Here is a 13,344-nt window from a genome sequence, read left to right on the forward strand (position 1 = left end):
TTCAGGGGTCCATCAGCTCGGCGGACCGGGCCGCGAACGCCTCCATGGCCTTCGCCGTGATCGGGCCCGGGGCCGCCGGGAGGACCGTCCCGTCCACGGCCCGGATCGGCTGGACGTCGCGGGTCGTGGAGGTCAGGAACGCCTCGTCCGCGCGGTACAGGTCCTCCAGCGCGACGTCCTCCTCCTCGCCGCCGCACCACTCCAGCGCGAGGGCCCGCGTCACCCCGGCCAGGCAGCCGGACGCCAGGGGCGGCGTGACGAGCCGCCCGCCGAGGACGACGAAGATGTTGCTGCCCGTCCCCTCGCACAGGTCCCCCGCGGTGTTGCCGAAGATCGCCTCGCCGCCGCCGCGCTCCTTGGCGTAGGCCAGCGCGAGGGCGTTCTCCGCGTAGGAGGTGGTCTTGAGGCCGGCCAGGGCGCCCCGCTCGTTGCGCGGCCACGGCACGACCGTCACGTCCGCCGTCGCCGGGAACGGGTCCTGCGGCCCGGCGATGATCGACACGGTGGGGCCCTCGTCGCCGCGCGCGGAGCCGAGCGGGCCCGGGCCGCTGGTGTAGGTGATGCGGATCCGGGCCAGCGGCCACTTCGGCGCCGCCGCGAGCACCTCGAGCGTGCCCTGCGCCAGGGCGTCGTGGTCGGGTTCGGGCAGCCCGAGACCCGCCGCCGAACGGGCCAGCCGCCGCAGATGCCGGGTCAGCGCGAACGGCTCCCCGTTCGTCGCCTTCACGGTCTCGAAGATCCCGTCCCCGACGAGCATGCCGTGGTCGAAGACCGACACCGTCGCCCGCTCAGGGTCGAGCAGTTCCCCGTTCAGCCAGATCCTGGCCTGCTCCGTCACCGGAAGCCACCTCCAATAGCCGAGCCGCCTTCAGCTCGGTCTCGCGCCACTCGCGAAATGGGTCGGACCCCCAGGTGATGCCGGCGCCGGTGCCGAAACGCAGCAGGCCGTCCTGCGCCCAGAAGGTCCGGATGCCGACGGCGAGGGCGCCGCGCCGGGAGTCCGCGTCCACCCAGCCGACGGCCCCACAGTACGGCCCCCGGGGGACGGGTTCGAGCTCTTCCAGCAGCCTCAGCGCGCTCGACTTCGGCGCGCCCGTCACCGAACCGGGAGGAAACGTCGCGGCGATCAGCTCCGGCCAGCCGCCCCCCGCCAGCCGCGCCCGGACCGCCGACACCAGGTGGACGAGCCCCGGATGCTCCTCCAGCGCGCACAGCTCCGGCACGCTCACCGAGCCGGTCTCCGCGACCCGCCCGAGATCGTTGCGGACAAGGTCGACGATCATCACGTTCTCGGCGCGGTCCTTCGGCAGCAGGTCGTCCGCCGTCCGCCCGGTCCCCTTGATCGGACGCGACTCGACCACCCGGCCGTCCCGCCGCAGGTACAGCTCCGGCGAGGCGGAGGCGACCTCCAGGCCCGGCAGCACCAGCGTCATCGAGTAGGGCGCGGGATGGCGCTCGGCGAGCCTCGCCCCCAGCCCGGCGATGCCGGCACCTCCGGGCAGCTCCGCCGAGAGCACGCGGCAGAGATTGGCCTGGTAGACGACACCGTCCGCGATCGCGCCGCGGATGCGCTCGACGCCCGCGACGTAGGCGGCCTCGTCCAGCGAACTCGTCCACTCCCCCGGGCCGGTCCACGCGCCCCCCGGATGCGGCGCCGGCCTGACCCTCTCGAACCGGGCACACGTGACCTTGCCCTCATAGGTCACCACGACCGCCCACCAACCGCGCGAATCCAGCGCCCCCAGGTCGGAGGTCACATCCACGAGCCCGGTGGCCAGCAGCCCCCCGGCATAGGCGAAACTCACCCCAGCACGCACCCGAACGAATCGGCCAGACCCGCCAACCCGGTCTCGGTCACGACCAGCACCCGCCGCGTGCTGCCCCGCTCGAACCAGCCCAGCTCGATCATCCGGCTGGTCAGCGCCTCCCCCAGCGCCCCGTTCAGGTGCGGCCGCCGCTCCGTCCAGTCGAGGCAGTGCCAGGCGAACCTCCGCCGCCCCCTCCGCAACGCCTCCAGATCCAGGCCCAGCGCCTCAAGGCGCTCCTCGCCCTTCTCCGTCACCTCGTAGGCGTCGCCGTCGGCCGGCTCGATCAGGCCGCCGTCCACCAGCGCCGCGAACAACGTCACCCCGGCGACGCCGGCGAGATGGTCGTAGCACGTCCGCGCCTCGTGCAGGCGCCGCGCGTCCCGGGACTGCCGCAGGCTGTTCACCCGCACCGGCGGGCCGATCCGCGACAGCGCCTCGATCACCTGGGCCACCTCGCCGCCCCGCAACCGGTAGTACCGGTGCCGCCCCTGCTTCACGACCGTCACGAACCCGCCGTCCAGCAGCCGCGACAGATGCGCGCTCGCCGTCTGCGCGCTCACCCCCGCCGTCCTCGCCAGCTCCCCCGCCGCGAGCGGACGCCCGTCCAGCAGCGCCGTCAGCATCGCGGCCCGCGCCCGGTCCGCCAGCAGAGCCGCGACCGGCGCGATGTCCACACCCACGACCTGTTCCGAACCCATGTGACCGAGCCTAGGCGACCCACCCTTCGACCAGCGCCGAAGCATCCGCCCCCCGCCCCGCCCCGCAATCCGGTTCGCGTCACCGCCCCGGACGCGCTAATGTTTTCCACGTCGCCGCAGGGCGCAAGCGGAAGTGGCTCAGGGGTAGAGCATCACCTTGCCAAGGTGAGGGTCGCGGGTTCAAATCCCGTCTTCCGCTCTGAGGGGCCTTTCAGGCTATGACCAGAAGGTCTCCTTCTGGTGGAGTGGCCGAGAGGCGAGGCAACGGCCTGCAAAGCCGTGTACACGGGTTCAAATCCCGTCTCCACCTCAACCCGTACCTCTCCGGAGGACACGGACCCGGGCGATTAGCTCAGTGGGAGAGCGCTACCTTGACACGGTAGAGGCCACTGGTTCAATCCCAGTATCGCCCACGAGTCGGGCCATCATGGTCGGCGCTTAGCGCCTTCCCCGATGGCCCGCAATGCTTACCTGGGGAGCGACCCCCAGACCCCCGAATCGGGCCATCATGGTCGGCGCTTAGCGCCTTCCCCGATGGCCCGCAATGCTTACCTGGGGAGCGACCCCCAGACCCCCGCTGTGGGGCCCCGTCCCCCACGCCCCCTGCGTGTGCGGGCTGGGGTTTTCGTGGACACCCTGAGATCCCGGCTCGCGCCGCTGCGCTGCGCGCCCTCCTCGGTCACCTCGATCGATCCTGCCGCCTCGTCGCTTCTCCGGGGCGCCTACGGCGAACACGCCACCGGCAGGCAGTGAGCAAATTCGGTCGGCCCGTCCTTTTCGGCGGCTGGGGCCGCTTCGTCACCGTGCTGGACTTCCTCGTGCGTCCGCATCCGAATCTGGCGGGAGAAACGGCAACTCACGTGCTCCGGCATGCCTGGTCACCGCCTTTGCCGCTCCCGGAATCCAGGGCCAGGAGCGGCGTCACGGCGTCTCGGGTCAGGGGCGGCCGCTGCTAACGGCGTGGTACTGGAGGTCTTGTACCGGTGGGGTCGCGGTCACGGCGAAGGGAGAGGTGACCGTGGCCGTGGTGGTGCTGTTGCGGGTCACCGACGCGGCGTTGGCGCCGGTCGCCAGGGGGAACAGGCGCGCTTGGAGGCCCGCCGCCGCGTCGTAGGTACTTGCCGTCCCTCCGATGGTGGCCTTGACCTGGGCGGCGGCGGTGAGGAAGGTGAGGACCTCCACCTTGTCGCGCGGGGTCGCGGTGCCGGAGCGCGGAACCATGAACTTGGTCTGACCGCCCGACGTGGGCTTGAGGGCCGCGGTCTGAGTGCGGTGAGTCAGGTAGACCGTGTCGCGCGCGATGGCCGGCCACTTCCCGGTCTTGAGCCGGGTCAGGTAGTAGGACGCCAAGTCCAGGTAGGCGCCGTCGTTGTGCGGGGAGGGCGCGAACTGGGTGCCCTCGGAGAAATCGTTCCAGGTTGTGAGCTGGACCCAGTCTGCACCGCCGTCGATGGCGTTCTGCCAGGTGGTCCGCAGGTTCTCGGTGTTGTTCGCCTCGTCGTAGATGCCCTGGTTGGGCCGCTCGTCCTGGACGGCGACCGGCTGCATCCAGATCTTGCCGAGGCCGTGCGAGGCGCTGATGTTGCCGCCGATGCCGCCCTGCAGGTTCGGGCTCCGGTTGCCCCAGTTGGAGAACCCATAGCTGACCGAGGCGTAGTTCTTGTAGTTGGCGCCGAAGTTGAGGAACACCGGGACGAGCGCGGGCTTCGCGCCCAGGCCCGCCATGGCGGTGTTCAGCGCCGCGTACCAGTCGGCGGTGCGGTTCTCGGCCTTGAACGGCGAGACGACCACGCGCCCGTCGGGCAGCTTGTAGACCGCCGGCGACTTGGCGAGCCCGGCCAGTTCCGAGGCGAGGCCAGCCGCGTCCAGCCCCTTGATCTGGGTGGCGGTCATGTCGGGCATCAGCACGATCCTGAACCCCGGGTCGACCTGCTCGGCCGCCTTGATGAGCAGGTCCACGCGCTTGCGGTGCGGGCTGGTGGCGGACAGGTTGAGCAGGTCGACGGTGAAGCCGTCCAGACCCGCCGCGACGGCCGTGCGGATCTCCCTCTTCATGTCCTCCAGCTGGTAGTCCCCGCTGATCGGTGCGCGGGGCGCCGGACGGTCGCGCAGCAGTCCGCCGTAGGCCTGGTGGATCCCGCCCTCACCGGCTGGACTCAGGTAGTTGCGGGCGTAGTAGTCCGACTCGGGCGCCTTGTTGTCCAGCGAGACCGGATAGGGCGTGAAGTAGTGCGCGAACACCTTCTGATTGGACGCGCGCAGGGTGGCGGTGGCCGGAAGGTCGAACGGAAGGGCGGTGGTGGCGCTCGCCTCGGCCACGCCCTTGACCGGCACCGGCTCCCGCGCGGTCAGCCCGCACCCTGCCGCCAGGAGCCCTCCCAGGAGGAGGGCTCCCGCGGCCCGCGAAAAGATGATCTTCATGGGCCCGCACGGTACTGCACCCCCCGCGCCGCCATCTCAAGATCGGTCCAGATGGTGTCGCGGCCCTCGGCCGCCCCGGCCCCGGCGTCGGCCCAGCATCCGCGCTTGACATTAGGCAGGTAAATACCTGCACAATGAGGGCGTGAGTTCGGAAGGGATGGATTCGGTCTTCAGGGCGTTGGCCGATCCCACGCGGCGGCTTCTGCTCGACCGGTTGCGGGAGCAGAACGGGCAGACGCTGCGTGAGCTGTGCGAGCGGCTGGACATGGCGCGGCAGTCGGCGACGCAGCATCTCGACGTCCTCGTGGGGGCCGGTCTCGTGACCGTCGTCAGGCGGGGGCGGGAGCGGGTCCACTACCTCAATCCGGCGCCGATCCACGAGATCGAGGAGCGCTGGATCTCGGAGTTCGACAGGCCCCGCCTGCAAGCGCTCAGCGCCATCAAGACCCAGGCAGAGGAGTACGCCATGGCCCGCGAATCGACGACCGTCCCGACGTATGTCTACGTCACCTACATCCGCGCGAGCGCCGAGCAGGTGTGGCGCGCCCTGACCGACGCGGACCTGACGGCGCGTTACTGGGGGCACGCCAACATCTCGGACTGGCAGCCGGGCTCGCCCTGGGAGCACCGGCGCTCCGACGGGTCCGGGGTGGTCGACGGCGTAGGACGCGTGCTGGTGGCCGAGCCTCCGACGCGCCTGTCCATCACCTTCGAGGACTCCCCCGGCGTCGAGCCGCCCAGGGAGGCGTCGGTCGTCACCTTCCTCGTCGAGCCGCACCACGACATCGTCCGGCTCACCGTGACCCACGAGAACCTTCCCAACGAGGAGATGCTCAACGGCATCTCGCAGGGGTGGCCCGCGGTCGTGGCGAACCTCAAGTCGCTGCTGGAGACCGGCGACGTCCTCCCGCAGGTGCCGTGGGAGATGGCCGGGACGCGGGCCTGAGCCGGGAAGGAAGAGATCATGGACACCGCTCCGCTGCGGGACGCCTACCGTGACCTGCTGGACGCCGCCGCGACGGCCGGATCCGGCGCCGTGCCGCCGCCGGGCGAGTGGAGCGTCGAGCAGACCCTGGCGCACGTCAGCATCGTCAGCGCCGTCACGATCAGCGCCGTCTCCGCCGTCGCCTCGGCCGCGATCGCGACCTACGACAACCGCATGGCCCAGGAGCCCTGGACCATCGAGCGCGTCATCGCGCAGGCCGGCGGCGGCGCGGGGCTCCGCGACCGCATCGCCCTCCAGGCGGACGCTCTCTGCGTGCTCGGGCCGATGCTCGGCGACGCCGAACTCGACACGCCGGTGCCCACCCGGCTGGTGTCCAACGGCGACCTGCTGGTCGATCAGCCCGTTCCTCTGCGCGACCTGCTCGGCGGTCTCGCGGAGACGGAACTGCCCGGCCACACCCGGCAGATTCTCGCCCTGGCGCCGAGCGGCCCCGGCTGACTACGGCGCGGTGCCGGTGCGGGCGTGGATGCCGAGGACGTGGGCGAACAGGGCAGGGGCCCGGGAGCCGCCCACCGTGTCCGGGAGCACGTCGGGGGTCAGCGTCCACTCAGCGCCCACCCACGAGTCGCCGAGGGAGCCCTCGCTGGAGGGCAGGTCGTTGCAGGACTGCCGGACGCGCATGGTGCGCACGGAATCCGCCGCGGGGGTGTCGGTCTCCACCAGGAGCACCGGGACGCCGACCAGGGGGCCGTCCTCCACCAGGCGCAGGAGGTGGTGGGCCTCCTCGCCGTCGAGCGCGGCGCCGGCGTCCAGGACGACGACCATGCGCAGCGGCGGGCCCGCCGCCGGCGCGTCGTCGCCGCCGATGCGGCGCAGGTCGACCAGGTCGAGGAGGCGGCGGAGGCGTTCTGCGGCCGCGGGGCCGGTCGCGACGCCGCCGCCGAGCAGGCGGGCGGTCGTGGACGGGTCGAACCCGTGCAGCCAGCCGGCGCCCGACAGGCCCGCGGCGTCGATCACCTCCAGGCCGGCCAGGCCCGGCGGGACGGCCGCCAGGAACCGCGTCACCAGCGACCACGCGTAGGCGGCCGAGTCGCCCGGCATGGTCCCCCGCGAGATCCAGACGGCGCGCCGCAGCGGCAGCCGGAGGACGAGAGGCACCCGCAGGGCGGGCAGCTCGGCGGTGGACAGGCGGCCCAGCAGCATCCCCTCGGCCAGGTCGGCGCGGGGCTGCCAGGTGAGCCAGGCCGGCGCGTCGAAGGGCGCGGCCTCCGGGGTCACCTGCGGCTCCACCCGGGCCAGCTCGTCGCGGAGCTGCGCGGCGTCGGCGCGGAGCCGCTGGTCGGCCGCCTCCATGAGCCGCTGGAAGCCGCCGGGCGGCTTGCGTCCGGCGATCTCCTCGTTGCGCACCACGAGCGCGTGCTCGGTCGAGGACCGGAACGCCGCCAGTGAGCGGCTCGCGTCCTCCCAGACGAGCCAGCACCGCTCGACGTAGCCGACCTCGGAGGACGGCGGGGACTGCGGCCGCGCGTCCGCGGGCCGCGGAACCGCGGGCGGCGGGACCGCGGGCGGCGGCACTGGGGGCGGCGGCACTGGGGGCGAAGGCGCCGCGGGGGGCGGGCCGACGGCGGGGGCGGGCTCGGGTTCGCCCGGGTCGTCCACCTCGATGCCGTGCGCCTCGAGCAGCTCGGCCAGGCCGCCGGCGTAGCCCTGGCCGACGGCCCGCACCTTCCAGCGGCCGTTGCGGCGGTAGAGCTCCAGCCCGATGATGGCCCGTTCCGGGCCCAGGCCCGGGACGGTGAACTCGACGACCGGGTCGCCGGTCGAGGAGGCCAGGCAGAGCCGGGGCGGCGGCATCGTGCCGAAGGTCGTCGCGCCGGTCAGGCTGACCGCGATCAGCACCGCCGCGGCGTCGGCGGGGACCGCGTCCAGATCGACCTCGACGCGCTGGCGTCCGTCGCCGGACCATCGCACGCCGGGCGCCTCGGGCGCGTTGTAGAACACCAGGTCGGCGTCGGAGCGCACCCGCAGGCCGGGACCCACGAGCAGGGCGCTGACGTCGACGGGGACGGCGCAGGACGCGGTGGCGGTCACACGCCGGGCGGGCAGCGGTGCGTTGGCGCCGGGCGACAGTTCGGCCATGGGCGGTCAGGCGAGACCGGTGATCGTGGGCAGCATGTCCTGGAAGGTGCGGCCGTGGCAGGGCTCCCCGATCGCGTTCATCTTCCAGGTCTCGCCGTGCCGGTAGAGGCGGGCCATCACCATGGCGGTGTGGGCGCCGCCGCCGGTCAGCGTGTAGCGGGCCAGCTCACCGCCGTCGATCTCGTTGACGAGGCGGCAGAAGGCGTTCTCCACCTCGTTGAACGTCTGCCCGTTGAAGGAGCTGACGGTGAACACCAGCGAGGTGACGTGCACGGGCAGCCTGCCCAGGTCGACGATGACCGACTCGTCGTCGCCGTCGCCCGCCCCGGTGAGGTTGTCGCCGGTGTGCCGGACGGAGCCGTCGTCGCTGACCAGCTTGCCGAAGTAGACGACGTCGGCGAGGGTGCCGTCGGCGAAGAGCACGCAGGACGCGTCGAGGTCGATCTCCCGTTCCCGGGAGCCGAAGAAGCCCTTCTTCTTCACCGCGTCCCAGCCGAGGCCCATCCGGACCATGCTGAGCGCGCCACCGGGCTTCTCCAGCGATATCCGCTGACCCTTCACCATTGAGACGGTCACGACCGTCGCCTCCTCGCTGTTCCTGAAGGCACCCCGAACACGGTGCGCGCACAGCCTTTCAGCCGATCCGCTCGTTGTCATCCGATTCGCGGCTCAGGTGTCGCAGGCGATGCCGTCGCCGTCACGGTCCAGGTCGTAGATGTCGCTGCCCACCACGCGGACGGGCCCCGCCACGTAGCCGGGGCCGTCGCCGCTGCCGCCCGCGCAGTCGACGTCGCTCGCGATCGGCACGCACGCGCCGGTGTAGTTGGGGTCGCACCGCCGCGCCCGCTTCGTGCCCACGGCGACGACGCGGGCGACCGCGCGCCTGGTGACCACCGCGCGAATCAGTTTCCGATTCGTCTCGACGCCATTGGTGACGGTGACCTCATAGGTCAGGGTCCTCAGTCCCGCGGCCCCGTGAGTGCGCACCTTGGTCGCGCCTTTGGCGAGGGACGCGTCGTTCACCTTTCTCGTCCTGAACGGAATCTTCCGCGTTTGCGTGACCGTGCGTTTCGTCGCCGCCGGAGCGGCCGCGGCGCTCGTGCTCGCGCCGGTGGAGGGGGCCGCGTTCGCCGCGGCTTTCGACGGGCCCGCCTCGACCGGGGCGTCCTTTGTCCCGCAGGCGCCGAGCGGCACGAGCACGGCGGACGCCAGCACGACAAGAATGGCGCGGTTCATGATTTCCCCCCAGATGTAGGGGAAAATCGTCCGCCTGCCGGTTAATCCGCGTCAACGGCACCGTCGAAGAATCCCGGGCCGGATCCGGCCCGGGATTCTTCGACGCGGCTGTCAACCGATCTGGGCTCCGAGGACCTGGAGGGCCTCGGAGACGGGCTGGAAGAAGGTGACGCCGCCGGTCCGGCAGTCGCCCGAGCCGCCGGAGGTGAGGCCGAGGGCGGTGCCGCCCGCGAACAGGGGGCCGCCGCTGTCGCCCGGCTCCGCGCACACCGTCGTCTGGATCATGCCGGTGACCGTCCCCTCCGCGAAGTTCACGGTGGCTCCCGTGGCGGTGACGCTGCCGGAGTGGACGCCGGTCGTGCTGCCGCTGCGGAACACGCGCTGGCCGACCACGGCCTCGCCCGCCCGGGTGATCTGCTGCGCCCGGCCGTCGTAGAGGTTGACCGCGCTCTGGCCCGCCCCGCCCTGCTCGGTCTGGACCAGCGCGAAGTCGTTGCCGGGGAAGTCGCTGTCCACCGTCGTCCCGAGGGCCTCGGCGCCCTGCTGGTCGGCGGCCCAGTTCCGCACCTCGTTGCCGCAGTGCCCCGCGGTGAGGAAGAAGTCCTCCCCGCCGCGCCTGACGTTGAAGCCGAGCGAGCAGCGCGCGCCCTGGCCGAAGATCGCGTCGCCGCCGAGGGCGAGCGTGTGCAGGCTGCCCGGGACGCGGACCATCCGGACGGCGGCCCCCATCCGGCGGACGGTGCGCTGGACGGCGGCCATCCGCGTGCCGGTGACCGTGGCGTCCGTCCACACCGTGACGCTGGACGTCGCGGGGTCCACCGCCCATCCGGTGCCGGGTATGTCCGACACCGAGGCGCGCAGCGCGCCGGTCACCCGCCTGAGCGCCGCCGGGCTGCGCCGCGTCGTCTTCGGGACGGCCCCGGCGGCGCGCACCGCGGCGGCGTCCGCGGCGTTGGTGACCGTGACGACGGGGCGCCCCGCGGAGTCGACGTAGGCGCCGGTCGTGCGATCGCCGAGCCGCCCCGCGATCCGGGCGGCCTTCGCGGCGGCCTCGCCCGCGGGCGGCGGCGCGGTCCTCCGGCCGGTCCGCGCGTCGCCCGCGAGCCTGGCCTCCCGGCCGCCGGACCGTCCCTCGGCGTGCACGACGTACAGCGAGCCGGCCAGGAGCCCGGCGGACCCGGCCGCCACCGCGGTCGTCGTGACCGCGGTGCGCAGCCGACTGTTCCTCACGCTCTTCCGGCGCCTCATGAACCCTCCCGGTTCCGGGGTGTCGATCTACGCGTGGGGGTACGCGCCCCGGCGGGACGGAGTTCAACGGGCCCCGGTGCCCGTGTGTTCATGCGGCATGCCGCCGGGCCGGGGGGCGTGTCCGCTCCCCCGGCCCGGCGGGGTCTGATCAGCCGCCCAGGCGGACGGCGCTGCTCGCCGTTCCTCCCTTCGCCGCCTCGAAGGCCACGGTGAGGGTGCCGGTCGCGCCCGGCACGGTCACGGTGGTGGTGCCCGCATTGCGGATCCGGACCTCCTTGGTGCCGAGCAGCCTGCCGTCCCACACGTGGACGTGCGCGGTGCCCGGCCCGGTCGCCAGGAGCCTGACGGTGGTCGAGCCGCCCGAGACCGCGGGTCGGCCCGCGATCTTCGCCGTGTCCGAGCGCGGCGCCGCGGGACCGGCGGCGAGCGGGACGCCCGTGCGCACGGCCTGGATGATCGACTCAGGCGCGTTCACCGACCGCGTCGCGTCGGTCGGCATGACCGGCGGCGGGGGCGTGGTCGGCATGCCGGACGGCGGGGTGTGGCCGGGCAGGGACACCAGGCCCCACCGGTACGGGTCCCCCTGGACGCCGCCCCAGGTCGACCAGCCGATCCGGGTCTGGCCGGTCCTGTCCTGGGTGTCGGAGTCGTAGACGAAGACGTTCAGGCCCATGCGCCGCGGGTCCACCGCGGTGGGCAGCGCCGTGAACGGGATCTCCGCCTCGATGACGTATCCGTCGTAGGGGTCGGCGACCGTCGAGGCGACCCGCATACCGGGCGCGGTCTCCTCGCCGGGGCCCTGCCGCGCGTCCGCGTCGCGCTCGAAGCACGGCTTCCCGTCCGACATCTTCGGGAAGATGCCGGTCTTGAACGTGGTGGAGGTGTTCTCGGAGTCGCCGCGCGGGTCGATCCCGATCTCGACCGAGTCGGTGCGCCAGTGACGCTTGCAGTCGTCGGCGCCGAGCACCGTGCCCTGCTTGTCGTCGCGGACCTTGACCAGCACGTGCAGCGCCTTGTCGGTCCAGGTGACCTTGCCGGTGGCCGAGCAGTCGTCGGCGGACTCGCACGCCGACCCCTCCCAGCGCCGGGACAGGTTCAGCTCGGGGCCGGGGTACTCGCCGGGCGACTCCTTTCCGTCGACCGCCGGCGCGGCGGACGCCTTCGGCAGTTCGGCCACCGGGACCAGTTCCAGGGCGCCGTTCTGCACGTCGGTGTCGCCCGAGGAGGAGGTCGTGGTGATGGTCAGGCCGTAGTCGCCGTCGGTCCCGCCCTCGTTGGAGGTGGGCAGCGACTTGTCGGTGTTGGTGACGGTGAAGGTGGCCGAGCCCGTCTTGCCCGCGTCGAGCGAGTAGGGCTTGGACGCGGCGTCGGCGGTGAAGCCCGCCGGGAGGCCCAGCTTGACCGCGCCGGACTGCGCCGACGCGGTCGTGTTGGACAGGTCCACGCGCACCTGGCGGGACGCGCCGGACCCCAGCGTCAGCACCCGCTTCACCTGGCCCGTCAGTTCCGGCACGCCCGTCTTGTCCGCCCAGGTGTCGAAGTCCGACACCCGGGGCAGCGGCTCCAGGACGCCGGTGACGGCGGGCCGGACCTCCACGGACGTGGCCGTCTGGCCCTTGGCGGCGCCGGACGTGAGCGTCGCCGCGAGTTGCGCGCGCCCGGCCTTGACGCCGGGCGGGGGCGTGACGGTGAAGGTCGCGGTGCGCTCGGATGTGCCGACCGCTCCCAGCTCACCGGAGCCTGTCACGTTCCAACCCGTCGGCGCGGCGAGCGTCGCCCTCGCCGCCCGCAGCCGCTCGGGCGAGCTCGCGTGCGCGGTCACCGTGAAGGGGCGTCCCGCGGTCACGCCGAACGCGTCCGTCGTCAGCGAGAACCGGCTGCCGAGGGGCAGGCCGCCCTTCGCGGGCACCACCGCGCCTTCGAGCATCGCGGACGGCGCGGTGCCGCCGAGCGTGAACGGGACCCGGCTGTGGATCTGCCGGAAGTAGTCGCAACCGATCTGCGCGGGATCGGACGGGACGTCCGGGAACCCGCCCCAGCCCTGGCTGACGTACGTCCGCTGGGCCTCGCGCTCCACCTGCGCCCACGTCTTGCCGCCGTTGCGGGCGGACGCGCGTCCTCCCCACACCCCGTAGGCGACCGACCCCGCGGCGGACGGCGTCCCCGCGGCGGCGCAGCCGGAGCCGGCGGGCCCCGACGCGCCGCCGGTCTGGAACAGCCGGCCCGGCGCCCAGGTGCCCAGCCCCTCGCGGCCGAGCTGCGCGGGGTAGGCCTTCGGGTCGGCCGCGGCGAAGTAGGCCTCGGTCGCGAGCCGCGCGGCCTGCTGGTGGTTGCCGTGCTGGCCCGGCAGCGGCGCGGGGACCATGGTGACGATCACCTTCGGGCGCGTCTCGCGGACGAGCCTGACGACCTTCTCCAGGGTCTTGTCGTGGTCCCAGGTCTCGGCGGTGAGCGGGGTGCTCACCGTGTAGTAGAAGTCGACCTTGTCGAGGTAGTGGATGTCGGTGACGCCGGCCTTGCCGACGGCGCGGCGCTCCTCGTTCTCGCGGAGCAGCCCGAGCGCCGGGCCCTCCTCGGTTCCGGAGGCGTTGCCGCCGCCCTCGCCGCGGGTGACGGTGAGGACGCCGATCTTCGCCTTGTCGTACTCGTTCCACTGGCCGAGGGTCGACAGGGCGCCCGCCTCGTCGTCGGGGTGCGCCCCGACGAACAGGACGTCGAGCCGGCCGTCGGCGGAACCGGCGCCGCCCGGGCCGGCCGCCTGCGCGGGCGGGCCCGCGAAGGCGACGGACATGGCCGCGAGCGCGGCGGACAGTACTGCGGGTAGGGCGAGTCTTCGCATGAACTCTCC

At 73.0% G+C, this 13,344-nt stretch carries 12 protein-coding genes and 3 tRNA genes; 6 read left to right on the forward strand and 9 right to left on the reverse strand.

The genetic code is table 11. From position 1 onward, the window contains the following. Position 1 precedes the first annotated feature (1 nt). The 3 genes from BKA00_RS13280 to BKA00_RS13290 are packed head-to-tail and all read right to left on the reverse strand — an operon-like array spanning position 2 to position 2,506. Positions 2-838, reverse strand: coding sequence for an aminotransferase class IV (locus BKA00_RS13280; protein ID WP_230299018.1), 837 nt, complete (start codon positions 836-838; stop codon positions 2-4). Next, positions 789-1,805 carry a chorismate-binding protein gene (locus BKA00_RS13285; protein WP_230299019.1) on the reverse strand — a complete coding sequence of 339 codons (1,017 nt, stop codon included), beginning with the start codon at positions 1,803-1,805 and terminating at the stop codon, positions 789-791. Before BKA00_RS13285 ends, BKA00_RS13280 begins: the two co-directional genes overlap by 50 nt. Beyond that, complete coding sequence (locus BKA00_RS13290; protein WP_185025190.1) at positions 1,802-2,506, reverse strand: ArsR/SmtB family transcription factor; 705 nt, start codon at positions 2,504-2,506, stop codon at positions 1,802-1,804. Before BKA00_RS13290 ends, BKA00_RS13285 begins: the two co-directional genes overlap by 4 nt. 127 nt (positions 2,507-2,633) lie before the next feature. Between BKA00_RS13290 and BKA00_RS13295 the strand changes: the two genes are divergently transcribed. The 4 genes from BKA00_RS13295 (at position 2,634) to BKA00_RS39845 (ending at position 3,259) form a co-directional block, all read left to right on the forward strand. Next, positions 2,634-2,705 (forward strand) — tRNA-Gly (locus tag BKA00_RS13295). Positions 2,706-2,745: 40 nt separating this feature from the next. Beyond that, positions 2,746-2,816, forward strand: a tRNA-Cys gene (locus BKA00_RS13300). 31 nt (positions 2,817-2,847) lie between these two features. Next, positions 2,848-2,919: transfer RNA gene (locus BKA00_RS13305), tRNA-Val, on the forward strand. Between the two features lie 214 nt (positions 2,920-3,133). Next, positions 3,134-3,259 (forward strand): hypothetical protein, encoded by a 126-nt coding sequence (locus tag BKA00_RS39845; RefSeq protein ID WP_268248235.1) that lies wholly within the window; start codon positions 3,134-3,136, stop codon positions 3,257-3,259. 183 nt (positions 3,260-3,442) lie between these two features. Here BKA00_RS39845 and BKA00_RS13310 read toward each other — a convergent pair whose 3' ends face one another. Beyond that, positions 3,443-4,927 (reverse strand): glycoside hydrolase family 71 protein, encoded by a 1,485-nt coding sequence (locus BKA00_RS13310; protein WP_185025191.1) that lies wholly within the window; start codon positions 4,925-4,927, stop codon positions 3,443-3,445. A 142-nt stretch (positions 4,928-5,069) separates the two neighbouring features. Between BKA00_RS13310 and BKA00_RS40425 the strand changes: the two genes are divergently transcribed. Both BKA00_RS40425 and BKA00_RS13320 read left to right on the forward strand, forming a co-directional pair. After that, positions 5,070-5,873: an ArsR/SmtB family transcription factor gene (locus BKA00_RS40425; RefSeq protein WP_338072123.1), complete on the forward strand. Its 804-nt coding sequence runs from the start codon at positions 5,070-5,072 to the stop codon at positions 5,871-5,873. An 18-nt stretch (positions 5,874-5,891) separates the two neighbouring features. Next, entirely contained in the window at positions 5,892-6,371 is a 480-nt protein-coding gene (locus BKA00_RS13320; protein WP_185025192.1) for a DinB family protein, read from the forward strand. Here BKA00_RS13320 and BKA00_RS13325 read toward each other — a convergent pair whose 3' ends face one another. From BKA00_RS13325 to BKA00_RS13345, 5 genes are all read right to left on the reverse strand, one after another. Further along, positions 6,372-8,012: a TerD family protein gene (locus BKA00_RS13325; protein WP_185025193.1), complete on the reverse strand. Its 1,641-nt coding sequence runs from the start codon at positions 8,010-8,012 to the stop codon at positions 6,372-6,374. It lies immediately after the preceding gene. A 6-nt stretch (positions 8,013-8,018) separates the two neighbouring features. After that, positions 8,019-8,588, reverse strand: coding sequence for a TerD family protein (locus tag BKA00_RS13330; RefSeq protein ID WP_185025194.1), 570 nt, complete (start codon positions 8,586-8,588; stop codon positions 8,019-8,021). A gap of 93 nt (positions 8,589-8,681) precedes the next feature. Then, positions 8,682-9,248, reverse strand: coding sequence for a G5 domain-containing protein (locus BKA00_RS13335; protein ID WP_185025195.1), 567 nt, complete (start codon positions 9,246-9,248; stop codon positions 8,682-8,684). Positions 9,249-9,359: 111 nt separating this feature from the next. Beyond that, positions 9,360-10,478 carry a trypsin-like serine protease gene (locus BKA00_RS13340; RefSeq protein WP_185025196.1) on the reverse strand — a complete coding sequence of 373 codons (1,119 nt, stop codon included), beginning with the start codon at positions 10,476-10,478 and terminating at the stop codon, positions 9,360-9,362. A gap of 166 nt (positions 10,479-10,644) precedes the next feature. Then, entirely contained in the window at positions 10,645-13,335 is a 2,691-nt protein-coding gene (locus BKA00_RS13345) for a sugar-binding protein (RefSeq protein ID WP_185025197.1), read from the reverse strand. Positions 13,336-13,344 lie beyond the last annotated feature (9 nt).

The organism is Actinomadura coerulea (assembly GCF_014208105.1).
Lineage (GTDB): Bacteria > Actinomycetota > Actinomycetes > Streptosporangiales > Streptosporangiaceae > Spirillospora > Spirillospora coerulea.